24 protein-coding genes are annotated in these 21,845 nt (G+C 52.3%); 11 read left to right on the top strand and 13 right to left on the bottom strand.

The window, feature by feature from the left end:
* Positions 1-19 precede the first annotated feature (19 nt).
* The 3 genes from DVH26_RS06435 to DVH26_RS06425 all read right to left on the bottom strand — a co-directional run bounded on the left by DVH26_RS06435 (position 20) and on the right by DVH26_RS06425 (position 2,267).
* Positions 20-1,087, bottom strand: coding sequence for a DctP family TRAP transporter solute-binding subunit (locus DVH26_RS06435; protein WP_345774043.1), 1,068 nt, complete (start codon positions 1,085-1,087; stop codon positions 20-22).
* Positions 1,088-1,150: 63 nt separating this feature from the next.
* The gene (locus DVH26_RS06430) at positions 1,151-1,960 is read right to left on the bottom strand and encodes a YitT family protein (protein ID WP_379456870.1); all 810 of its coding nucleotides are present in this window, start codon (positions 1,958-1,960) and stop codon (positions 1,151-1,153) included.
* 13 nt (positions 1,961-1,973) lie between these two features.
* Positions 1,974-2,267, bottom strand: coding sequence for a hypothetical protein (locus tag DVH26_RS06425; protein ID WP_239632380.1), 294 nt, complete (start codon positions 2,265-2,267; stop codon positions 1,974-1,976).
* Positions 2,268-2,476: 209 nt separating this feature from the next.
* Between DVH26_RS06425 and DVH26_RS06420 the strand changes: the two genes are divergently transcribed.
* Positions 2,477-2,851 carry an EMC3/TMCO1 family protein gene (locus DVH26_RS06420; protein WP_239632378.1) on the top strand — a complete coding sequence of 125 codons (375 nt, stop codon included), beginning with the start codon at positions 2,477-2,479 and terminating at the stop codon, positions 2,849-2,851.
* 144 nt (positions 2,852-2,995) lie between these two features.
* Positions 2,996-4,600 carry an ATP-binding protein gene (locus tag DVH26_RS06415; protein ID WP_239632376.1) on the top strand — a complete coding sequence of 535 codons (1,605 nt, stop codon included), beginning with the start codon at positions 2,996-2,998 and terminating at the stop codon, positions 4,598-4,600.
* On the opposite strand, the gene DVH26_RS06410 is transcribed toward DVH26_RS06415, so the two are convergent.
* Complete coding sequence (locus DVH26_RS06410; protein ID WP_239632374.1) at positions 4,601-5,332, bottom strand: GDSL-type esterase/lipase family protein; 732 nt, start codon at positions 5,330-5,332, stop codon at positions 4,601-4,603.
* A 255-nt stretch (positions 5,333-5,587) separates the two neighbouring features.
* Here DVH26_RS06410 and DVH26_RS06405 point away from each other — a divergent pair, with 255 nt between their 5' ends.
* Positions 5,588-6,331, top strand: a complete 744-nt coding sequence (locus tag DVH26_RS06405) for a response regulator (RefSeq protein ID WP_239632372.1) — start codon at positions 5,588-5,590, stop codon at positions 6,329-6,331.
* Positions 6,332-6,826: 495 nt separating this feature from the next.
* On the opposite strand, the gene DVH26_RS06400 is transcribed toward DVH26_RS06405, so the two are convergent.
* From DVH26_RS06400 to DVH26_RS06390, 4 genes are all read right to left on the bottom strand, one after another.
* On the bottom strand, positions 6,827-7,600 hold the full coding sequence (locus DVH26_RS06400) for a class I SAM-dependent methyltransferase (RefSeq protein ID WP_239632371.1): 774 nt from the start codon (positions 7,598-7,600) through the stop codon (positions 6,827-6,829).
* A 239-nt stretch (positions 7,601-7,839) separates the two neighbouring features.
* Positions 7,840-8,544 carry a hypothetical protein gene (locus DVH26_RS06395; protein WP_239632369.1) on the bottom strand — a complete coding sequence of 235 codons (705 nt, stop codon included), beginning with the start codon at positions 8,542-8,544 and terminating at the stop codon, positions 7,840-7,842.
* A gap of 1 nt (position 8,545) precedes the next feature.
* Positions 8,546-8,674, bottom strand: coding sequence for a hypothetical protein (locus tag DVH26_RS37060; protein WP_275590455.1), 129 nt, complete (start codon positions 8,672-8,674; stop codon positions 8,546-8,548).
* Positions 8,675-8,880: 206 nt separating this feature from the next.
* Positions 8,881-9,084 (bottom strand): copper ion binding protein, encoded by a 204-nt coding sequence (locus DVH26_RS06390; protein ID WP_239632367.1) that lies wholly within the window; start codon positions 9,082-9,084, stop codon positions 8,881-8,883.
* A 291-nt stretch (positions 9,085-9,375) separates the two neighbouring features.
* Between DVH26_RS06390 and DVH26_RS06385 the strand changes: the two genes are divergently transcribed.
* From DVH26_RS06385 to DVH26_RS06365, 5 genes are all read left to right on the top strand, one after another.
* Positions 9,376-10,680 (top strand): dicarboxylate/amino acid:cation symporter, encoded by a 1,305-nt coding sequence (locus DVH26_RS06385; RefSeq protein WP_239632365.1) that lies wholly within the window; start codon positions 9,376-9,378, stop codon positions 10,678-10,680.
* Between the two features lie 137 nt (positions 10,681-10,817).
* Entirely contained in the window at positions 10,818-11,171 is a 354-nt protein-coding gene (locus DVH26_RS06380) for a hypothetical protein (protein WP_239632363.1), read from the top strand.
* 159 nt (positions 11,172-11,330) lie between these two features.
* Positions 11,331-12,083, top strand: coding sequence for an ABC transporter ATP-binding protein (locus DVH26_RS06375; RefSeq protein WP_275590481.1), 753 nt, complete (start codon positions 11,331-11,333; stop codon positions 12,081-12,083).
* Positions 12,083-13,264, top strand: coding sequence for an ABC transporter permease (locus tag DVH26_RS06370; RefSeq protein WP_239632359.1), 1,182 nt, complete (start codon positions 12,083-12,085; stop codon positions 13,262-13,264). The genes DVH26_RS06375 and DVH26_RS06370 overlap by 1 nt, the downstream gene beginning before the upstream one ends.
* Positions 13,265-13,373: 109 nt before the next feature.
* Positions 13,374-14,324: an alpha/beta hydrolase gene (locus DVH26_RS06365; RefSeq protein ID WP_239632357.1), complete on the top strand. Its 951-nt coding sequence runs from the start codon at positions 13,374-13,376 to the stop codon at positions 14,322-14,324.
* A gap of 97 nt (positions 14,325-14,421) precedes the next feature.
* Here the strand turns inward: DVH26_RS06365 and DVH26_RS06360 are convergent, their stop codons facing one another.
* From DVH26_RS06360 to DVH26_RS06340, 5 genes are all read right to left on the bottom strand, one after another.
* The gene (locus DVH26_RS06360) at positions 14,422-15,159 is read right to left on the bottom strand and encodes a hypothetical protein (protein ID WP_239632355.1); all 738 of its coding nucleotides are present in this window, start codon (positions 15,157-15,159) and stop codon (positions 14,422-14,424) included.
* A gap of 27 nt (positions 15,160-15,186) precedes the next feature.
* Positions 15,187-15,582 carry an STAS domain-containing protein gene (locus tag DVH26_RS06355; RefSeq protein ID WP_239632353.1) on the bottom strand — a complete coding sequence of 132 codons (396 nt, stop codon included), beginning with the start codon at positions 15,580-15,582 and terminating at the stop codon, positions 15,187-15,189.
* On the bottom strand, positions 15,545-16,063 hold the full coding sequence (locus DVH26_RS06350) for an ATP-binding protein (protein WP_239635296.1): 519 nt from the start codon (positions 16,061-16,063) through the stop codon (positions 15,545-15,547). The genes DVH26_RS06355 and DVH26_RS06350 overlap by 38 nt, the downstream gene beginning before the upstream one ends.
* Positions 16,064-16,110: 47 nt before the next feature.
* Positions 16,111-17,172 (bottom strand): PP2C family protein-serine/threonine phosphatase, encoded by a 1,062-nt coding sequence (locus DVH26_RS06345; protein ID WP_239632350.1) that lies wholly within the window; start codon positions 17,170-17,172, stop codon positions 16,111-16,113.
* A gap of 241 nt (positions 17,173-17,413) precedes the next feature.
* On the bottom strand, positions 17,414-18,433 hold the full coding sequence (locus DVH26_RS06340; protein ID WP_239632348.1) for a Gfo/Idh/MocA family protein: 1,020 nt from the start codon (positions 18,431-18,433) through the stop codon (positions 17,414-17,416).
* A gap of 146 nt (positions 18,434-18,579) precedes the next feature.
* On the opposite strand from DVH26_RS06340, the gene DVH26_RS06335 reads away from it, so the two are divergent.
* The 3 genes from DVH26_RS06335 (at position 18,580) to DVH26_RS06325 (ending at position 21,813) form a co-directional block, all read left to right on the top strand.
* A complete protein-coding gene (locus tag DVH26_RS06335; protein WP_239632346.1) occupies positions 18,580-19,413 on the top strand; it encodes an AraC family transcriptional regulator in 834 nt (277 codons plus the stop codon).
* 119 nt (positions 19,414-19,532) lie between these two features.
* Positions 19,533-20,030, top strand: coding sequence for a hypothetical protein (locus DVH26_RS06330; protein WP_239632344.1), 498 nt, complete (start codon positions 19,533-19,535; stop codon positions 20,028-20,030).
* Positions 20,031-20,193: 163 nt separating this feature from the next.
* Positions 20,194-21,813, top strand: coding sequence for a spore germination protein (locus tag DVH26_RS06325; protein ID WP_239632342.1), 1,620 nt, complete (start codon positions 20,194-20,196; stop codon positions 21,811-21,813).
* Positions 21,814-21,845: the final 32 nt, after the last annotated feature.

Here is a 21,845-nt window from a genome sequence, read left to right as displayed (position 1 = left end):
TCCCGGAAACCGCGGCCTTTCAGCTTGATCCGCCGTATTTTTGCTGCAGCAGTCGGATTCGCTTGATCAATTCAGTCCCAATGACCGGCTCGTACTGATCGTAGATAGGATCCCACGCTTTCATCCACTTCATCCGTTCCTCGGGTGTCAGCGTGTAGATCTGGATACGCGATTCGCTCTTCATTTCCTCCAGCTGCTTCTCGTTCATTCGGACCGCATTCAGGTTCGCCCATTCCGTCGTCTCTTTCATCGCTTCCTGAATTTGCCGCTGCAAATCGGCCGGCAGCCTCTGCCAAAAATCCCTGTTCATCAATACCGCATAGCCTAAGTAACCGTGATTGCTGATGGTCATATACTTTTGTACCTGGTAAAACTTTTTCGTATAAATGTTCGAGATCGAATTCTCTCCCCCGTCGACCATCCCGGTTTCGTAGCTGCGGTACACCTGGTTAAACGGCATCTCTGTCGTTCTCATATCGAACATCCGGAACTCCGCATCCAGCAGCTTGCTACGCATCGTCCGAAAATGCTGCCCCTTCAAATCCGAAGGAAGGATGATGGGTCCCTTATTGCTCGTCATCTGCTTAAATCCATTGCCCCAATAAGCCATACCGACCATATTCACCTTCTCCAGCTGGCCGAACAGCGTCATCCCGATTTTCCCTTCGAATGCCTCTTGAACCGCATCATGGGTGAGGAATGCAAAGGGCAAATCGAGCGCCATCCAGGATGGAAGCCATTCGGATAAGTTCGGAAACGAAGGAGCGATCATCTGCACGTTTCCCTGCTGAAGCGCCTGAATCTCATCGACTTCCGAGAACAGCACCCCGTTCGGATAAATTTCGACCTTGACGCGATCGTTCGTCTTCACCTGCACGAGACGGGCGAATTCCTGCGCCGCCAAGCCTTTGGGCGTATTCTCCGCTACTACGTGACTGAACTTGATCACGATTTGCTGATCGAAATCCTCCTGCTCATCGTCATAGACGACCGGCGTTTGCGATAGTACGGGATAAAAACCGACGATCAATGCAACGGCCAAACCCAACAGGACGATAGCCGCAATGCCTAAATACGATCTCATCATGTCGACGCCCGCTTTCCGTAATTCGTGCAGAAATTCGTGTGGAACGGCTTGCCAGCAGCCTGGCTAGTGAATGTCTTTTTTCTTGAAGCGTCCGCCTTTGACGTCATGAATGTTGCCGATAGCCAAGAACGCGGTGGAGTCGTGCTCCTCCACAATGGATTTCAGCTTCGCTTCCTCGAGACGGGTAATGACGCAGAAAATAACCCGCTTTTCCCCACCGGAAAACCCGCCTTCACCGTTCAAGTAAGTAACGCCGCGGCCCAACCGGCTGAGCAGCGCTTCCCCGATTTCCCTGTAATTGTCGCTGATAATCCATACCGATTTGGATTCGTCGAACCCTTCGATGGTAATATCGATCATTTTAAAAGCGATATAATAAGCGATTAATGAGTACATGGCATGATCCCAGCCAAACACAAAGCCGGCGCTGCCCAAAATGAAGAAGTTGAAAAACATGACGATTTCGCCGACGGAAAACGGCGTTTTCTTATTGAACAAAATGGCTACGATCTCCGTACCGTCCAAGGAGCCTCCGGAACGGATAACCAGACCGACCCCGATACCTACGATGATGCCTCCGAATACCGCGGCAAGCAACGGATCGATGGTCAGGGGCGGAACCGGATGCAGCAGCGTCGTCCCCACCGACATGAACAGAACGCTGATGAGCGTCGATAACGCGAAGGTTTTTCCGATTTGCTTGTAACCCAGGAATAAAAACGGCAAGTTAATGAGCAATAAAAAAATACCAAGCGGAAGTTTCGTTAAATGAGACAAAATAATTGATATCCCTACAACGCCGCCGTCGATAATTTTGTTAGGCACGAGGAATATTTCCAGCCCTACGGATACGAAGGCTGCACCAAGGAGCATAAAGAAGGTGCGCTTAATTAGCTGGAGTCTGCTGATTCTGGAGTGCTGCGGAACTGTGGGTTCCGATTGATTTTTTTGTGCAACGTTCACTGACATTCAATCTGCCTCCTTCATTAAGTTGATCGGTTAAATCAAATTCTACCGCAATCTCCCAAATGATCATGTCCGTTGCCGACAGCTGACCGCAAATAAACTCCTTTGATTGCTCCAAACCCTGAAGCTCAAGCTGTCGAATAAGAGCCTGCTTGCGAACCAGCAGCCGATCCAGATAATGCTCTATTTTGGACTTGCGGTATGTTTCGGCCATTTTAATCCTCCTATAATATATTTTGTCTATTTAATTGTATTCAAATGTATACAAAAAATCAAAATTTTCTATTTCATGTATTGCCAAGTTTAGGACAAACTAAGGAAACTACGACAAAAAGGAGCTGTCAGGATATGATTTCATGGTTGTTTCCTTTTAAGACTAGGACTGCCGGCCGGGCCGCAAAAGCTGTACCCTGGAGGCAAGGAATGCTGGTGTCGCTATGTATCGTGCTGCTGTTGTCCTTAACGGCATGCGGCAATAAAAAAGAAGAGCAAAAAAAACAAAAAGCCCAAAGCAAAAAGCAGCAGGAGCAGCCGCTCGACACGCAGCTTCGGCAGCAGATGAATATGTATAAGCAAATCAAGCAGGCTGAATATGAGGAAGCCGAGAAGGTGCGCAAGGCCGATAAGGAGCAGCTGAAAAAATTGCAAAAATCCCGCGAGGAAGTGCTGAAAATTCAGCAAAAGGAGCAAACCCGTATTTTGTCCGGAACAAGCACCAGCAAAAAATCAGGTACGAGCGGCAGCAATGAGTCAGGTACGAGCAGCGGCAGCAGCAAAGACAGCAGCGACGAAGAATAGTTGATTATATAGTACCGCTGATGGGAACGAGCCTCGGTCTTCCTAAAGCTGCAGAAGAGCACCGAGCTCTAGAGGGTTACCGATTCCGCTTCCGGTGTTGTATCATAGACGTAAACATCGGCGGAAGGAGGCCTCGGGCCCGGGATGCTGCAGCGTCTTAAAATTACCGGCAAGATCGCCGTCTTGTCCTCTTGCATCGTGCTATTCTCGCTGCTGATCGGCGGCACCATTCTAGTGGGAACGATCATCGGCCTGAACGAGTCGGAGCTCGGCCGACGACTGCTCGTCACAGCGCGCACCGTTGCGCAGCTGCCCGAGGTTACGGGCGGGCTCGGCGACACGCCCGCCTCCGGCGCAGCGGCGATCCGGGAGGCCGCCGAGCGCATCCGCATCATCAACGACGTGACCTACGTCGTTGTGATGGACATGAACCGGGTGAGGCTGTCGCATCCGGTTCATGGGAAGATCGGCACCATCTCGCTCGGTGCCGATGAGGGGTCCGCCTTTGCCGAGCACACGTACGTGTCCAAGGCAAAGGGAGAGCTCGGCACGGCGCTGCGCGCTTTCGTGCCGGTCATGAACGCCGACCACGTCCAGGTCGGCGTTGTTGTGGTCGGCCAGCTGCTGCCGAGCCTCGGGCAGGTGCTGCTGAACCTGAGCGGGCAGGCATATATTATCCTGCTGCTGTCGCTCCTGTTCGGCATCTGGTGCTCTTGGAAGCTGGCGCAGCATATCAAGAAGCAAATGTTCGAGCTGGAGCCTCACGAAATCGCCCGCTTGTTCGTCGAGCGCACCGCGACATTTCATGCGATGCATGAAGGCGTTATCGCCATCGACAAAGACGAGATGGTCACTATTTTCAATGATAAAGCCAAACAAATTATGAAAATCGATCCCGGCCGTGACGTCATAGGCCTACCCATCCGCAGCGTGCTTCCGGATACGAGGCTGCCGGAAATTTTGGAGCTGAACCATCCGATCTATAATCAGGAGCTGCTCATCGGCGCCACTCTCATCATGAGCAACCGGGTACCGATCACTGTCGGAGGGCAAACCGTCGGGGCCGTCGCGATCTTTCAGGATCGGACCGAGGTTACCCATATGGCGGAGGAATTGACGGGCGTCAAGACGTTCGTCGACGCGCTCCGTGTGCAAAACCACGAATACATGAACAAACTGCATACGATAGGCGGCTTGATTCAGCTGGGGAACAAAGAAAAGGCCTTGGAGTATGTGTTTGAAATTACAGAGCAAAAGGAAGAGCTGACGCGCTTTTTGAGCCAGCGGTTCAAAAACGACAGCTTGACCGGTCTGCTGCTCGGCAAGATCAGCCGCGGCCAGGAGCTCGGCATTACGGTCGAGATCGACCGTCAAAGCCATCTTGAACAGTTCCCCGCGCGGCTGGATCATCACGATTTCGTCGTGTTGATCGGCAATTTGCTGGAGAATGCGTTCGACGCGCTTCAGCAGATTCAGCTGGAGGAGAAGCGGATCTTTGTAAGCATCGAGCAGGACGATGACGTATTATCTATTCTGGTCGAGGATAACGGCCCGGGTATGGATTCAGAGGTTCAGGAGCGGATATTCGAGCAGGGTTTTACGACCAAAGGATCCAGCGGCCGCGGAATCGGGCTCTATTTGATCGCCGGCATCGTGCGGAAAGGAAGCGGTACGGTCCGCATCGACTCCGCTCCTGGTGAGGGGGCGAGCTTTTTGATATCGTTTCCGATGTCGGAGCAGACGGAGTGATTATCGCCGCCGTTTTCTTTTTGCCTTAGCAGAGATCTTAAGGAACTTTAGCTCGTGTAAGCGGGCAATTTCTAAATGTCCTGCGTCCGTAGGATGCGGATCTGGCGGTGTTTCGCAAAAATGCGTCCATGTACACACCTTACAGCGTCCATCCGAAAATTGTCCTTGAAAATCGGAATGAGTGCCGACGATACTGTAGCGGAATTTTGTGCGCAGTTCTTCTTTTCTTATGACCTGATTTATTTGCTGAATGAAAGAATCCGCCGTATTATAATTCGGGTCATTGCATTGCAATGGATTGAACACGGTCATAACCATAATTTTTGCCTTGGATTTAATGGATTTCCGAATTTCCCTTAAGATTTGCGGCCAATCTTTGGCGAAAGCGGCGACTCCATTCTCTAAGCAGGATGCCTCCGGTTGAAGACCGCAATTTAACAAATTGCCGCCGCCGATACTAATTGTGACCAATTTGGCTTTCATGGTATCTCTCCGGGTGGCGGCATCTTGTCGAAGCTGTTTGAGCAAGTCCGGACTTGTAAAACCTGCAACGGCACGGTTTGATAATTTCACGCGGCGATGGGTGAGCGACGTCAAAAAGTCCCTGAAATAGTTGACATAACCGTAGTTATCCGTAGCTCCTTCGCCCACTGCAATGGAATCTCCAAGAGCGGTATAGCAGATCATTTTCTTGTTATCCCGCTTAGGTTTGACCTTCGATTTAACAGGCAAGCCAATTCCTCCTTTGCTCCAATAGGAGTGATTTGAGATACTTCTTGCTTTCTTGCTTATTACAGATGGCTGATAGCTGGCTTAGGCTAAGAACACCGTCATTTACCCCCGGTACTTTAGCACACCATATCTTACGCTTACATAAAAAAGATGGTTGGACTGGTGTCTATATAGAGCTGCTCAGAGATATATTTATTAAAATTTTGGTAGGAGCAGTTGGAAGAGGCTTAGCAAAGCTTTTTAGGAGGTGATTTTATGGACAATCATCCATTGGAAGTATTATTGATTGAGGACGATCCCATGGTTCAGGAGGTGAACCGGCAGTTCGTTGAGCAGATCGAAGGATTTCGTATCGTGGGAGTCGCAGGCACAGGAGTAGAAGGAATGGAGAAAATCAGGGAGCTGAAGCCTGACCTGGCCATTCTCGACATCTATATGCCGCAGCAGGACGGAATGGAGACATTGACGCAGATTCGCCGCGAGCAGCTGCACGTAGACGTTATGGTTATAAGCGCAGCGAACGATCAGAAGACGATACAGCGGATGCTGCGTTATGGGGCAGTAGACTATATTATGAAACCGTTTAAATTTGAACGGGTTCGGCAGGCGCTGGAGCATTACCGCTCGATGAAGCTGGCGCTGAATTCGGAAGGTCCCGTCTCCCAGACGGAGCTTGACCGCATGCTGGCACGAACAAGCAGCGGAGTCGATTCAGCTGAGGCTGCCGGGAGTGTCGCTCCTGCAGATGCAGCTGCAGCCATCCTTGCCGCGGAACAGCTGCCCAAAGGGCTCCAGGCCGTGACAATGCGGCAAATTTTGCTTTTTCTTACTCGCCAGCCCGGTGCTTTATCGGCTGAAGAGGTTGCTGAAGGCGTGGGCATCGCGAGGGTAACGGCACGCAGATATCTCGAATATTTGGAAAAGAGCGGCAAAGTCCGTCTTGATTTGCAGTACGGAGTCGGCCGCCCGGTGAACAAGTATGTGTTGTCAGTGGAGTGAAGCGGCGTGTAACGCGGTTTTTCCGCTTTACAAGCTCGCCTTCTACGGCGCTATGCCTCTGTAAGGCGGTTTTTCCACCTTACACGCGCTCCGCTCGCTTCGTCGACCTGTCAATCCACCGTGTAACGCGGTTTTTCCGACTTACAAGCTCGGCTTCCGCGGCGTCACATCTCTGTAAGGCGGTTTTTCCACCTTACAACGCTCCACTCGCTTCGTTGACCTGTCAATCCGCCGTGTAACGCGGTTTTTCTGCTTTACAAGCTCGCCTTCCGCGGCGTCACGCCTCTGTAAGGCGGTTTTTCCACCTTACACACGCTCCACTTGCTTCGTCGACCTGTCAATCCGCCGTGTAACGCGGTTTTTCCGCGTTACAAGCTCGCCTTCCGACGCGTCACGCCTCTGTAAGGCGGTTTTTCCACCTTACACGCGCTCCGCTGTAACGCGGTTTTTCCGCGTTACAAGTGCTCCGCTCGCTCACATGCTACCGGCCGCCACTCAGATTGCTTTCCGCGCTTTCAGCAGCATATAATCGCCCTGAAAGCTGAGCAAGCTCCCTTGCTCCGTCTGGATGCCAAGCTGTCGCTGCAGCTCTTCCGGCTGGCTCAGCATATAGGCCTCCAATTCCCGCTTCGTCGTCTCCGGTACGTTCATCCGACCGCACCACGAATCGAAGTAAAACGTTTTGCGGGACTGTACCAGCTGCTCAATCTTGAAGCCGGCGAGCTCGAGCTTCGTTATCCACTCGGATTTTCTCCAGGCGCGATAATGGCTCGGATCCCGTCGCTTCTCGACCTCATTGTACAGAGCGTCCAGCTCATCCCACTCCGAGGATACGTTATCGAACAGGATCAAGCTTCCATCCGCTCTCAATACCCTTGCCGCCTCCTTCACAAAAGCATCGACATTCGGGAAATGGTGCGCCGCGATGCGGCAAACGGCGATATCGAAGCTCCCCGCTTCGAAGCGCAGCGCCTCGGCATCTCCTTGAACGTAGCGGATTTGATTGCAGCCCTGGCTGTTCAGGAACGATTCGGCTACCTGCAGCATCGGCTCCGTCATATCCAGCGCGGTCACTTCCGCGGCATGCTGGGCCAAAACCAGTGCAGCATGGCCGCCCCCGGTGGCAATATCCAGCGCTCTGCTTGCGTTTTCGGCTTTGATCCAGTCAGCCAACAACTGCAAATCAGCTCCTGCTGCGTGCAGCGGGCTGCTGACATAATGGGCGGCATTGGAGCCGAATTGAAGCCTTACCTGCTCTTTGATATCCATATCCTAACCTCCATTTCATTTCATACAATGAAACTACGTTTTGTATAATGGAATTATATCCTAAGCATACTCTACATCGTGAGTGCTGTAAAGCCTGATTATGGCATCCGGCCAATCATTTTTTCACCAAAAATCCGTGCCGGAAACGTGTATCAGCGAGCCGCCATCTGCATCTATCACCGCCGCTATTGAGCAGCCTCCCCTTACTATGTATTTGAATTAATCGTTCATCTCTCAAGTCAGAACAGCCTCCGCTCAAGCCACTCCATAATGGCTCCCACCGTTTGATTCATATTGGAACGTCCTTCCTCATTCACATAGGGAGGCTGCATGCGAAAATAATCCGGATGGCTTCCGATGAGCGGAAGGCCGATTATGGCGCCGGGAGCATACGCATTTCGTTTCCAGAGAGCGACTCTGCTCCTCCCTGAAACCCAACCTCCCCACCGCCCGAACCTGGTCACGGGATCGCTTCTTCTGCCATCCTCCCCCACCAACGATAAATACAGCACACGGTCCTTCCAAACGACCGGAACCGGGCACTTGGGAGAACCGATCTGCACGACGAGCGGTGCCTTATGTCCTGCCGAAATAAGCTGCCTCGCGATCTGAACAGCGGTTACGCCTCCGCCGCTATGCCCGATGAGCAGCACCGTATGCCCGGCCTGCGCTGCCTGCATAATTTGCTCTCGCGCTGCTCCCGCTCCGACGGACCGCCAGACCTTCTCGTGGATATCCGTCAAGTCGCGGGCGATTTCAAGCAATTGATATGCGGCCCTGCGCGACCAGTCCCCGTATGGATAGAGCGAGGCCGATGCCGATACCGCCAATCCGCGGCTGTGCAGCTGCCTGGACAGCTCGTCCCGAAATACATCCATAAATCCCTGCGCGGTTGCAAGTCCGGCCAAAGTAAATATCGCTACCGTCGCCTTATTAGTGCTCAATTCAACCGTCCTCCGCTTCCCTATGATCAAAAGCCATTTCTCTTATTATACCGGCTTTGCGCTGCTGCTTCCTCTTCTGCCCGTATCCGAGCCCTTGGACGGACATTCCGATACGAATCCAATCCGTCATCCGACCTACCATCCGCTTCCATAAGCAGCTAAATAACCCCGTTAGAGCTTTGGCTTCAAAGTTAATCAGATACTTTGCGGGGAGCCCCGATTATAAATTCTATATATGCAAAAAAAGCGCAGGTCCGAAAACATAACGTTTTCTTCCCGCGCCTTTATTCAATTCATTCCGCAAAGGGCTTGATACAGCGGAACCTGTCGTTCACCTTATTTCACGACATCGTACCCTTGATCTTCAATGGCTTCCCTGATGGCAGCCTCGTTCAGCTTCTTTTCGTCGAAAGCGACGGTCACTGATTTATTCGGCAGGCTCACGTTTCCGCTTGCTCCGAGCTCCTTCAATGCGCCTTCAATGGAGCTGACGCAATGATTGCAAGACATTCCTTCTACCTTCAGCGTTATCGTTTGCATTGTCAATCGCTCCTCTCTTTTATAAACTCAATATACCCCCATGGGGTATAAAAGTCAAGTGTTCCTCCACATGCTGCGCTCACCTAATTAGTATTTGCTTTTGCGACCAAAAAGACCAAAACCACCAATACGGCCAAAAGATTCACAAACCTTTTTGAAAGCGATATCATGAGTTCATTCCATTCAACACTTCGCTGAAAGCGATTGCAGTATACGTTTCCAACAAGGGAAGCGGTACGAAAAATTCAAGAGACCGGGTAATGACAACATACAAGAAAAGAGGGATCTTAAGTGAGAATCAATTTTAAAAACTTGACCGTTCAAGTGTTAATCGCTATCGTGATCGGGATATTGATCGGTCAGTTTTTCCCAGCTACCGGCATTCAGCTGAAAGTATTAGGCGATATTTTCGTCAAAATGATCAAAATGGTCATCGCTCCGATTGTATTCTTTACTATCGTCATCGGCTTTGCGAATATGGGCGATATGAAAAAAATCGGCCGCATCGGCGGCAAAGCGCTCCTCTACTTTGAGATTATTACAACCTTCGCCATGGCAATCGGCATCGCCGTCATGTTTATTGTGAAGCCGGGCGCCGGTATGGACATCAGCAATGTGGGCAAAAATGCCGCCGATGTTGCCAAATATGCAAAGCAGGCTGCAGAAACGCCGCACGGCTTCGTCGATTTCCTGGTCAGCATTATTCCTGATAGCGTTGTCGGCGCCTTGGCCAAAGGAGATATGCTGCCGGTACTGTTCTTCTCCGTCCTCTTCGGTCTGGCTATGGCCGGACTTGGCGAGAAGGCGAAGCCGCTAACTTCGTTCTTCGAGAAAATGAACGATGTATTTTTCAGGCTCGTTGCTATCATCATGCGCTTCTCTCCGCTTGCCGCAGGCGGCGCTATGGCCTATACAATCGGCAAGTTCGGTATCGGCTCGCTGTTCTCTCTCGGCAAAATGATGGGCTCGGTCTACATCACGATGTTCTTGTTCGTCGTATTAATTCTAGGCACGATTGCCAAAATATACGGCTTCAGCATCTTCAACCTGCTCAAGTTCATTAAAGAAGAAATACTGCTCGTACTCGGTACCTCCTCCTCCGAATCGGCGCTGCCGCGCTTGATGGAGCGTCTCGAAAAGTACGGCTGTTCCAAGTCCGTTGTCGGGCTGGTCGTTCCGACCGGGTATTCGTTTAATCTCGACGGCACCTCGATTTATCTATCCATGGCCGCCTTGTTCATCGCTCAAGCTTACGGTGTCGAGCTGACCTGGCTGCAAATCTTGACCGTGCTCGGCGTGCTGATGGTAACGTCCAAAGGCGCCGCCGGCGTAACCGGCTCCGGCTTCATCACCTTGGCCGCTACGCTTGCTGCCGTTCCGGGCAATGTGATTCCAATCGAAGGGATGGCGCTCCTGCTCGGCGTAGACCGCTTTATGTCCGAAGCGCGCGCAATTACGAACCTGATCGGGAACAGCGTAGCTACCGTCGTCATTGCCAAGAGCGAGAAGCAGTTCGGCTTAGAGGAACCTGCGGCTCCGGCGGCGGCTGACGAAGAAGCGGCCTTCATCGGAAGCGGCAAGCTGTCGGAAGCCTGATAGAGCTTCTTAGCGATAATCCATCCAAGCCAAAGACCCTCCAAAACCAATGGAAACGTTGGTGCCGGAGGGTTTCTTTTTTTGTATCCGAATCCTGCATCCCCGCCCTTCAACGCGCTCTAACGGAGACCATCACGATGAAGCTGATAAGATACAATGCGCATGTTACCCCGAATAGGGAAAAAATGCCAGGGGTCATCAGCAAATACAAGCTGACCGGCAGCGACCAAATAAATGCGGCAAGCATTAGCGCGGCTCTAGCCAATAATGACGCGAGGATAGCGAGGCAAGCCGGAAGGCCGATCATAACGAACGTGAGCACTTTAGTATCTATATGGACTGGGCTGGAATATGGATTGAAAAAAATCATAACGAGCCACAACACAATCGAACCGATTCCCGACACGAGACCTGTTATGGAAGAAAAAGATTTCATAACGCACATCTGCCTCCCCATTTTCGATTATAGAGACATCGCTTACTTATTGTAACGCTTCATTGACGATTAGGTTGCATGCCGCCGATTTTTGGGCCATCAATCCTGTGCAGCAGCGGTACTCTTGGCTATCAGGGAGATACCTCACATCCCCCCGACTGGAAAAGGAACGGAAAATCCGCTAGTCTAGAAGGAAAAGAATTGCAAAGGGGGAATACCGGTGCAGCCGATTTTGGAAGTGGAACACGTCACCGGAGGCTACAGCCGCCAGCAGCCTGTGCTTCACGATTTATCCTTCCATGTCCAGCCTGGGGAAATGGTCGGTCTTATCGGATTGAACGGCGCAGGCAAAAGTACGACGATCAAACACATTCTCGGTCTGATGCTTCCGCATCAAGGGGAAATCCGGCTGAAGGGAAAGCAATTGGCCGAATCGCAAGAGCAATACCGGCAAACGTTCGCTTACGTGCCAGAAAGCCCGTTACTATACGAGGAATTAACCGTACAGGAGCATCTGGAGCTGACCGCCATGGCTTACGGCCTCGATTCCGCCTCATACCGGCAAAGGATTGAGCCGCTTCTCGAGCAGTTTCAGATGAGCAAGCTGACCGGACGGATGGCCTCGCATTTGTCCAAAGGGATGCGGCAAAAGGTCATGATCATGTGCGCTTTTCTGGTGCAGCCTGAGCTCTACATCATAGACGAGCCGTTTCTCGGGCTGGATCCGCTAAGCATGCGCTCCTTGCTGGAGCTGATGGTTCAGGTGAAAGAAAGCGGCGCTTCCATTCTCATCAGCTCCCACATTCTGGCCACCATCGAGCGGTATTGCGACCGGTTTCTCGTCATGCATCAAGGCAAGCTTATCGTATCCGGTCCTGTCGAGACGCTCCGCGCGGCAGCCGGAATGCCCTCCGCTCCGCTCGATGACGTGTTCTGCGAGCTGGTAACAAGGGACGGTTCCCGCTGATGGACATGAGTGCATTGTATCAACGCCGAACCGCCGAATTTCTTAAGGAAATCCGGCCTTATGCACATTATGCATTTCAAGGCGCTTCCATGGCTGCGATCGTGTTTTTCTTGCTGTTCTCCATTGCTTACCGCCTGTTTCTTCAATGGGTGACGCCGGAGTTCCCTTGGCAGCCCCTTTGCGCAGCCGTCCTGTTCCTCGCGCTCGCTAGCGGCCGCGTCCGGACTTACCTTCAGGAGGCGGATACGTTGTTTCTGCTGCCGCAGGAGCGGGGCATGAGCATCTATCTGCAAACGGCCATGCGCCGCGCCCTCCTGTTCCAGCTGGCGGTTACCATCGCCGCCTGGCTGCTCGTATGGCCGCTGTACGGCCGGATGACGCAAGCGGACGGCATTGTGTTCGTTGTGCTGCTGGCCGTGCTGCTGCTGCTGAAATGGGCGCTATTGAACGGCAAATGGACGGAGCTGCAGCTCCAGGAGCCGGGTACGCGAAGAGGGTTCATCCTGCTCCGCTGGCTGTTCGCCGCGCTTGCCTCCTACGCGCTGATGGCGCTGAAGCTTCCATACGGCATCTTGACCGCTGGCGCCGGCGCAATATTGTACTTGGCCGTTCTCCGGCTTCCGCACAAATATACGGTGCATTGGACGCTGTTGATAGAAATGGAGCGAAGACATAAAGCGAGCATCTACCGGCTGCTGAACTGGTTCGTCGATGTGCCGCAGGTTCAAGGCAAAGCAAGAAGCATTCCGCTGCCGGGCCTGCTTCGTCGTATGATTCCGTTCCGGCAGCGATCCTCGTACCATTATTTGTATACTCTGGTATGGCTTCGCTCCGAGCTGCTCGGCATCACTGTGAGACTCGCTGTAGTCGGTATCATCCTCATCGTCTGGATTCAAAATGACTGGGCCGCAGCGATCGTCTATGCGTTGTTCGGATTGTTCGCCGCGCTGCAATTGTCCGACCTGAAGCGGTATTACCGGGAGCATATATGGCACCGGATTTATCCGATACCTGAAGGGATGCTGAAGCATTCGACCGGAGCAGTCCGGTTCCGCATTCATTTGGCCATCCTGCTGCTTATGGCTGTTCCGCTCTGCTTTTCGCTCCCGAATCCTTTATGGGCCGCGGGCCTGCTCCTGCTTGGCGTTGCGGTTTCCTGGCTGTACCACCGGTTCCGCTAGTTCCAGGCGTATCCATAAAGATTCATGAAATTCCACTCTGTTGCACATGAACAGGTTATCGTATAATGGATCATGCTTATTCATTTTATTATCGGAAAGGAATATCAGCATGCGACCCACTCCAGCCATTACGAGAGCCTCTCGTCCCCGTGGCAGATTAACTAAAAAAGTACTATGGTCGACAGCCGTTCTGCTTGCTTTGCTCCTGATCGCCAGTGTCGGCATATCGGTGTATGTCGGCTGGAAGCTGACCCATCCGGCACGCGTTGCACTGGATGAAACGCCGGACCGTTACGGCCTTGCCTTCGAGAAGGTGGAATTTGAAAGCAGAACGAAAGACGTTGCTCTGCAAGGGTGGTTTATCCCGAGCTCGTCCGAACCGGCCAAGATGAATATTATTATGGCGCACGGTTACCGGAAGAACCGTCTCCAGACGGGAGCGGATACGCTGAAGCTGACCAAATCGCTCGTTGACCAGGGATACAACGTATTGATGTTCGACTTCCGCAACTCCGGCGAATCGGGCGGTGAGCTGACCTCCGTCGGCTACCTCGAGAAGTACGACCTGCTTGGCGCCGTCGATTGGGTGAAAGCGAACCATCCGGAGCCGATAGCGGTTCACGGCTTCTCTATGGGGGCCAGCACCGCATTGACGGCGGCTGCCGAAGAGAGCGCGATAACCGGCATTGTAGCGGACAGCCCATTCAATCATTTGACCCGCTATTTGGAGGAAAACTTGCCGACCTGGTCCAATTTGCCGAATTTTCCGTTTACGCCGCTTATTCTCGGCATTTTGCCTCCGCTTACCGGCATTGATCCGGACCAGGTAGACGCACTGACCGCGGTCGATCGGATTTATCCACGACCGGTATTGTTCATTCACAGCTCGGACGACCACTCGATCCCGCTGCAAAACAGCGAATCGATGTGGGCCAAGCATAAGGACCGGTTCGAAATGTGGCAAATTTCGGGGGCCGACCATGTCAAAGGCCACGCCGTACACCCCAAGGAGTACGAAGAAAAAGTGCTGGACTTCTACGGCAAGCTTCAGCAGCCGTAACGATCGGCTTGTACGTCGAAGCATTGCCTAAGCAGAAGCAGAAGAAGCAGCTCCCGCTCCTCCAACCGGGGACTTAACGGGAGCTGCTTTTTTTATGCTACATAATTTGTATCGCCTTCCCTCTTTGCGTATCGGTCAAGCGCACCAGCCCGCTCCTCTCCAGTGCGGACAAGGCGTCGATCAGATCCGTTCCCTCGAATTCCACTCCTTTATACACAAGCAGGTCGACGATTTCCAGCAGTGTGACTTCATAGCCGCTTTGAAAGCTGTTCTGAATCAAAGCAATGAGCTCCCTGATCAGCCGCTTTTCCTTGTCGAGCAAGAACCGGGACCGGATGTCCGACAGCTCGCTATTGAACTTGTCGCGGTATGCAAGAGATATATCCTTCTCCACTTCCTCCGGCACGTCCAGCCCCCGCTCGCGGAGCACCTCAAAGATAGAATCTACATGAGTGGACGCCTCCTCCACGAACCGGTTCAGCGATTCCAGAATATGCTCGTTGTACGTTTTGGTATCGTGGCGGAGGGTAATCAACTCGTCCTTCATCTTGCTGAACTCCTCCACTTTATCGCTGATTTGATTCAGCGCTTGCCGGACTAGCGTATTATGCGTAGACGCCTCGAAGGCCTGAATATAGGAATAGATCATAGCTACTACGGCCAGCATGATCGTCGTCAAAGCCGAACCGAACGTAATCTGATCGATAAGCTCTCTTGCCGTATCGAACTTCCACGACATGACGGTAATAACGACAATGATCAGATCAAAGACGATAAAGCCGTAAATCATGTCTTTCTTGCTTATTTTTTCAATCAAAGCATGCCAAAGATTCATCTCCCTCCCTCCTTTCGGCTGTTCGATTTATTCTTCTTGTCTTTTACTGTCCAGAAGCCGGACGGCCTCCTCTAGATCGGAGCATAACGGAATAACCAAATGCAGCTTGGCGATGGCTGCGAGCTCTTTCATCAGCTCATCCCGCAGGATGACGACCAGCCGGCCTTGCCCCTTGTCGAAGCTTTTCTTGAAATAAATGAGCACGCCTAGCCCAGTACTGTCAATTAATGTAAGTTCCGTCAGATCCAAAATGTAGCCTTCACACGGCTTCACGAGGCGTCCCAGCCATTCCTTGGCCTTGCCGTCATTGCCGTACGTCAGCTTCCCCGACAGCATGAAATGCTGGTACGCTCCTACGGACGTCTCGCTAATATGAAGCTGCTCCCTATCCTTGCCCTTCGGGTTGTACGCAGGTCCCTTCATATTGATTACCTCCCTTCTTTCTAAGCTCAATCGTCATCCTCCCGCTATCGTCCTGCTCATAGGTCAACTGGTCGGACAACCGTTTAGCGAGGAGAAGCCCTCTCCCCCTTTCCTCATACAGCAGTTCCTCCAGCTTCATTTGACTTCTTCTGCCGATCGTCTGCCCTGCGTGCCGGCATGCATTGTTAGTAATGGTAATGACGATGTCCCCCTCGTTCAGCTCCATCCGCACGGATACGGTGCAGCCGGACATCTCCCCAGTCCTCCCGTCTTCCCTCCCTGTGCCTTCTCTGCCTTCGCGCAGCTGGACATGCTGGTGATGCATGGCAGCCTCGACTGCGTTGATGACCAATTCATGGACGGCAAAGCACAGCTTGCGGTATTGGGCTACTCCCGTATACTTCAGAAAGCTCTCCGTCATTTCATCCGATAAATCGATGAATTTCTGCGACGGCTGGCTTTCAATCATCATGAAGACCATGTTACTCACTCCTTTTACTCCCTATAGGCTTATGGACTTCTCCATCATCACGCTTCTTTTATATCCAGTGCGATAACGCATATATCGTCAGGCATATGGGATCCTTGGCTCAGTTCATTAGCCAGCTCCCTGATGAGACAATCTGTATCCAAACCGCCGCACGCTTCCAGCAGCTCTCTCATTCGTTGTGACGTTGCCGCGGGAGACGCGCCGTACACTTCGAACAAGCCGTCGGTAAATAAAATGATCCGGGCATTGCGTCTGAATGCGGCCGTCCCCCTTTGAAAATCGGCCTTCGCATCAATGCCTAGCGTCATCCCGCCTTGTACCAGCTCGTCAAACGATTCGCCGTCGCTAAGCATCATGCCGTAAGGATGGCCCGCATTCACATATTCCACCTGCCGTCTCCGGGCATCCGCCAGCAAGCATACGGCTGTACAATACATAGCCCCTCCGCCTTCGGCTTCTGTTTGGAACAGTCCGCATAACCGCATGTTCAGCTGCTTCACGATATCGACAGGATCGATCACATTCTCCGGCATCGACTGCAAATAAGCGTGAATGTACATGCTGACCAGGGAGGATGAGACACCATGACCCATGACATCGGTCAAAATAATGAGCGCCTTATCGCCCTGAACCAGCCGCCACATGTACATGTCTCCCGACACCTGTCCGGACGGAATGTGGAGCCCCTTGATGGTAATGCAAGCACTCTCTGCGGCGGCAGGCAGCACCGATTGCTGAATCCGTCTCGCCAGCTCCATATCTCTCAGCATGCGGTGTTCATTCAGCATAAGCCGATTCCTGATCGCATCGATCCGGCGCAAAACGGCTAAGCACGCTGCCGCGCTGCTTGCCATGCCGCCGATTAGAGCGGCGAGCGCCGCAAGCGCATGGTTCAAGTCCATGCTAAGCGGATCATCCGCGCTCCAATCGATCCAAGCGAGTGGAAAAAGCAGTGCGCCAAACACAACGATAACGATGGCTGCCTTCTGTCGGACGGGGAAAGGTGAAGCGGCGGTGAGGGGGCGGCATATGAACCATTTTGCGTACACAAATAAGAACGTAAGCAGGAAGCACACGTTCAGCACATATTCTTCGATCACCTTCTATCGCCCCTCCTCCTTTTTCCCGCTTGTACTACTAAGGTATGAAACCTTGAGCGCAGCGGTCTCCATGAATGGAGCAGGCAATGAATGGATATTTCAGCTTGAACAGTCTCGCAAAGCGATGACCGGCTAAGAAGCCCGGAAAAAAAGCTTTGCACCATTTCCTGAACAACAAAAAAACAGCCTGCCGACGCAGGACTGCGCCAACAGACTGTCTCGTATGAAACGGAACCATTCGTTATTCCGTGTAATTGATTCTTTGTCCGAGCTTGGAGGACTCATAAATATCCATAACCAGGCGGAACGCCTTGTAGCCTTCCGGTCCGTCGATCCAGAAATGCTTGCCTTCGAGCAGATGCGCATAGAAATCTCGAATCTGGAACTGATGGCTGACGCCCCAGTACGCTTTCTCGCCCAAGTCGTTTTTGACCGGCTCGGCCAGAACGGTGCTCGTATCTCCTTGCAGCAAATACAGCGTATCGCCGCGCAGCTGCAGAGTCGCCTTCTCGAAAATAACCTCGACCTCAACCGGAGTGCTTCTGCCGTAAGCATTCGTCGCGTAGAAGATCGCCTTCACGCCGTTTCGGAATTCGATATGCGCGTGAGCGGTGTCCTCCACCTCGATGACTCCTTCCAGCGAATCGTTGGAAATACTCCCTTTGATGCTGGCCACGTCTCCTCCGAGCCAATGCAGCAGGTCCAGCGTATGGATCGCCTGATTGATCAGCACGCCCCCGCCTTCCGTAGCCCATTTGCCTTTCCATTCCGTCTCGTAGTATGCGGGAGTCCGCGACCACGTGACAAGACCTTTCATGCACAGCAGCTTGCCGAATTCTCCCGAATCGACCGCTTGCTTCATGCGGATGGACGAAGGGTTGTACCGGTTTTGGAAAATAACGCCGAGCTGCACGTCTTTATTCTCTTCCGCCGCGTCGAGCATCGTATGAGCTGACGCTTTGTTCTCCGCCATCGGCTTCTCCGTCAACACATGCTTGCCCGCCTTCAGGGCATCCACGGTCATTGGGGCATGCAAATAGTGACCCGTACAAATGTGGACCACCTGGATATCATCACGTTGCAGCATCTCTTTGTAGTCGGTGTAATAATCGCAGCCGTACGTCTCGGCTGTCTTTTTCGCCAATTCTTCATTAATGTCGACGACTGCTTTAAGCTCTGCCAGCTCCAAACCTGCGATCGCTTTCAAATGGACGCTTGAGATAGACCCGCAGCCGATAACGGCTGTTCCCAATGATTTCATGGTTTCACCTGATTTCGTAGTAATTAGGCGCATCCTGAGACACGCTTTCATTTCCATTTTATAATGAAGTATAATAAAAACAAATTCCTTGCTTCAATTGCCGTTTTTATTGCTTTTTTTGACTTTTTATCCGGAGGTGGGCACCGATGCGAATCCATCACGAAATGAAAGGAATCCATTACATCCACCGGCGAACCGAACAGCCGCCCAAAATGGATTTTCACCTTCACGACCGGTTTGAAATTTATTTTTTTCTGTCCGGCGACGTCCACTATTTCATCGAGAAAAATGTATATCCGCTCGCATACGGTGACCTGCTCATCATGAACAACCGGGAGCTGCACAAGGCAACCTTCCGCTCGGACGAGCCTTACGAAAACATCGTCATTCATTTCGATCCGGAAACGATTCGGCAGCTGACCTCCGCCTTCTCCTTCGACCTGCTGGACTGCTTCGTGAACCGCCCGCTGGGCGAGCAAAATAAAATTCATCTGCTTCCCCACCAGCAGGATGAGCTGTTCAGCCTGTTCCACAAGATGGACTGCCTGTTCCGCCAGCCGGCGGACGGATCGGATCTGCTGCTGGCCACGTATATGATCGAGCTGCTCGTCCTGCTTAACCGCGCGTTCCGGCACAACCAATCTCCGCTGCCCGCATCGGTCGTACCGGAGAAGCTGGCCCCCATTCTCGATTATATCGATCACCACTTGGATTATGATTTGTCGCTGGAGGCGCTGGAGCAGCAATTTTTTATGAACCGCTACTATTTGAGCCGGCTGTTCCGTCAAAGCACGGGAAGCACGATTCACGAATATATTCTGCTCAAGCGAATCGCCCGCGCGAAAAAGCTGCTGTACGAGGGCCATAACGTTACCGATGCTTGCGAGCTGTCGGGCTTTAACGATTATTCGAATTTCATCCGCATGTTCAAACGAATCGTCGGCGTGCCGCCGGGACGGTACCGAAAACAGCATTCCTGATTATTCTAATGATTGACGAACGGGACGTCTCGTAGTAACATGGTCCATGGCTGTGCGCTTCCCCGATGCCTCGAGGATGGTGCCCGCTTCAACTTCACATGTAAAGGACGAAATACCGCGTGAATCTGAAAACATGGGTCATATGCTTTTATTTGCTGCTGATTTATTGGATTTCCCGTCATATACCGGATATCAAGATGATTTTCTACCCTACTCTCGGCGCTTTCTCTTATCTATTCATTAGCCGGAGCTTTTCCTTGAAAGACTTCATCAAGCTCATTGCCGGCGCTTGTGCGGCATCGGTGGTCAGCTCGGCCTTATACTTATCTCATACAGGAATGCTCTCGTTTTTTGCAGCGACACTCATCACGATTATTTTGATCCGCAAGCTTCAGCTGAACGCACCACCCGTTCTGGCCATTGCGCTTGTTCCATTTTTCGCACAGCCGGATCATATTTGGACGCTTCCGCTCGCGGTTCTCGTTTCTTTAAGCGGACTGCTGCTCGTTCTTTCTCTCGTTGAGCTTGCAGGGGCAGCTATTGCGACAACGGTCCTCCGATACGTGCCAAGACAGCTATGGAAACGAAAGGACAGCTCTGTGGAGAGCGGGAACTAAGCTTTACATAGCCGACCCAATATCAGCCTGACGAAGAATATCTTCGCAGGCTTTTTTTGTGCCCACTTGACCCTTCCCCAGGAAGCAAGCGCTCTAGCCATGCATGGAATAGCGAATTTTGGTAATAGTAAGGGTACATCGTTTTACCAATTATGAGGTACTTATGGGAATCTTCAGAAAGTGGCTGACTCATCGTCGCATACATCAACAACAGCAACAGCAGCAACAACCGGGGAACGATCCCTCTCCGACCGGCGGTCAGGCGCAGCAGATGCCTCTGCTATCCATGGATCTGGACGCGAATGTGGAATGGATTCGAACCCGGCTGGAAGCCAGTCCGGATCTAATCCTGCGACATTTGAGCCATCCCCAAAGACCGGACCTGCGCCTTGCGCTGGCTTATATTGACGGGCTGGTAGATACCGTCGCCTTACAGCACATGATCGCGGAGTTGTTCCAGCAAATCGAGTTGGAGGCCGGTTCACCCATGAACGCAGCCGGCTTCTACCAGTCGCTCCTGAACCGGAAATTAACCGTCGGCGGCCTTCGTGAAATCGAAGATATGGAGTCGCTTCTCATCTGCATGTTTAATGGCGCGACGATCGTTATGGTTCAAGGGAACCGCCTGGCCATTTCGGCCGATACGATCGGCGGAGAAATGCGCGGTGTCGAGGAGCCGAGCACCCAGACGGTCATCCGCGGTCCCAAGGAAGGCTTTACCGAAAATTTGCGGACCAACACGGCGTTGATCCGGCGAAAGATCAAATCGCCCGATCTTCGCATCGATACCAAATTGATCGGCAAGCAGACGCATACGAATGTCGCTATCCTATATTTAAAGGGTGTTGTAAAAAATCGCTATGTGGAAGAGGTTCATAAGCGGCTGGATGCGATTCAAATCGACGGCATTCTGGAGAGCGGCTATATCGAGGAGCTGATCCAGGACTCCACCTTCAGTCCGTTCCCGACCATACAAAATACGGAACGGCCCGATACCGCGGCAGCCGCTTTGCTGGAGGGGCAGATTGTCATCATTGTCGACGGAACGCCCTTTGTCTTGATAGCTCCTTTTACCTTTTTCAAATTTTTCCAGTCCAGCGAGGACTATTATCAGCGATACGATATCGCGTCATTCTTGAGAATCATCCGCTTCGTCTCGTTCATCGTCGCCATGCTGCTCCCGTCGCTCTATATTGCCACGACAACGTTCCATCAGGAGATGCTGCCCGCTACTCTCCTCATCAGTCTTGCCGCCCAAAGGGAAGGCGTGCCTTTTCCCGCTCTGCTGGAGGCCATGCTGATGGAAATTACGTTCGAGGTACTGCGGGAAGCGGGAGTCCGCATGCCGCGCGTTATCGGCTCGGCGATCTCCATCGTCGGGGCTTTGGTGCTCGGGCAAGCGGCGGTACAGGCCGGGCTCGTGTCGGCCGCCATGGTTATCGTCGTATCGTTCACGGCGATCGCCAGCTTCGTTATTCCTTCCGTAAATATGTCGGCTGCGGCAAGGCTGATCCGGTTTACTTTGATGCTTCTGGCCGCAACGCTCGGACTGTTCGGCATTATGTCCGGCTTGATGGTGGTGCTTATTCATTTGGCTGGCTTGCGGTCGTTCGGAGCGCCGTATTTGGCTCCTATTTCTCCTTTGATTCCGGGTAATTTGAAAGATATTTTTATTCGCGTGCCTTGGTGGGCGATGGTCAAGCGTCCCCTCTTTTTATCGCAGAACCAGAACAGGCAGCCCAGGATGCACAAGCCGTCTCCACCCGATGACAACAACAGCTGACAGGGTACATCGGCTACGATTATGGAAAGGGA

Origin of the sequence: Paenibacillus sp. H1-7 (assembly GCF_022354825.1) — a bacterium.
Taxonomy (GTDB): domain Bacteria; phylum Bacillota; class Bacilli; order Paenibacillales; family NBRC-103111; genus Paenibacillus_S.
The sequence above is the reverse complement of the archived record's forward strand: the minus strand, read 5'-3'. Positions and strand labels throughout refer to the sequence as shown.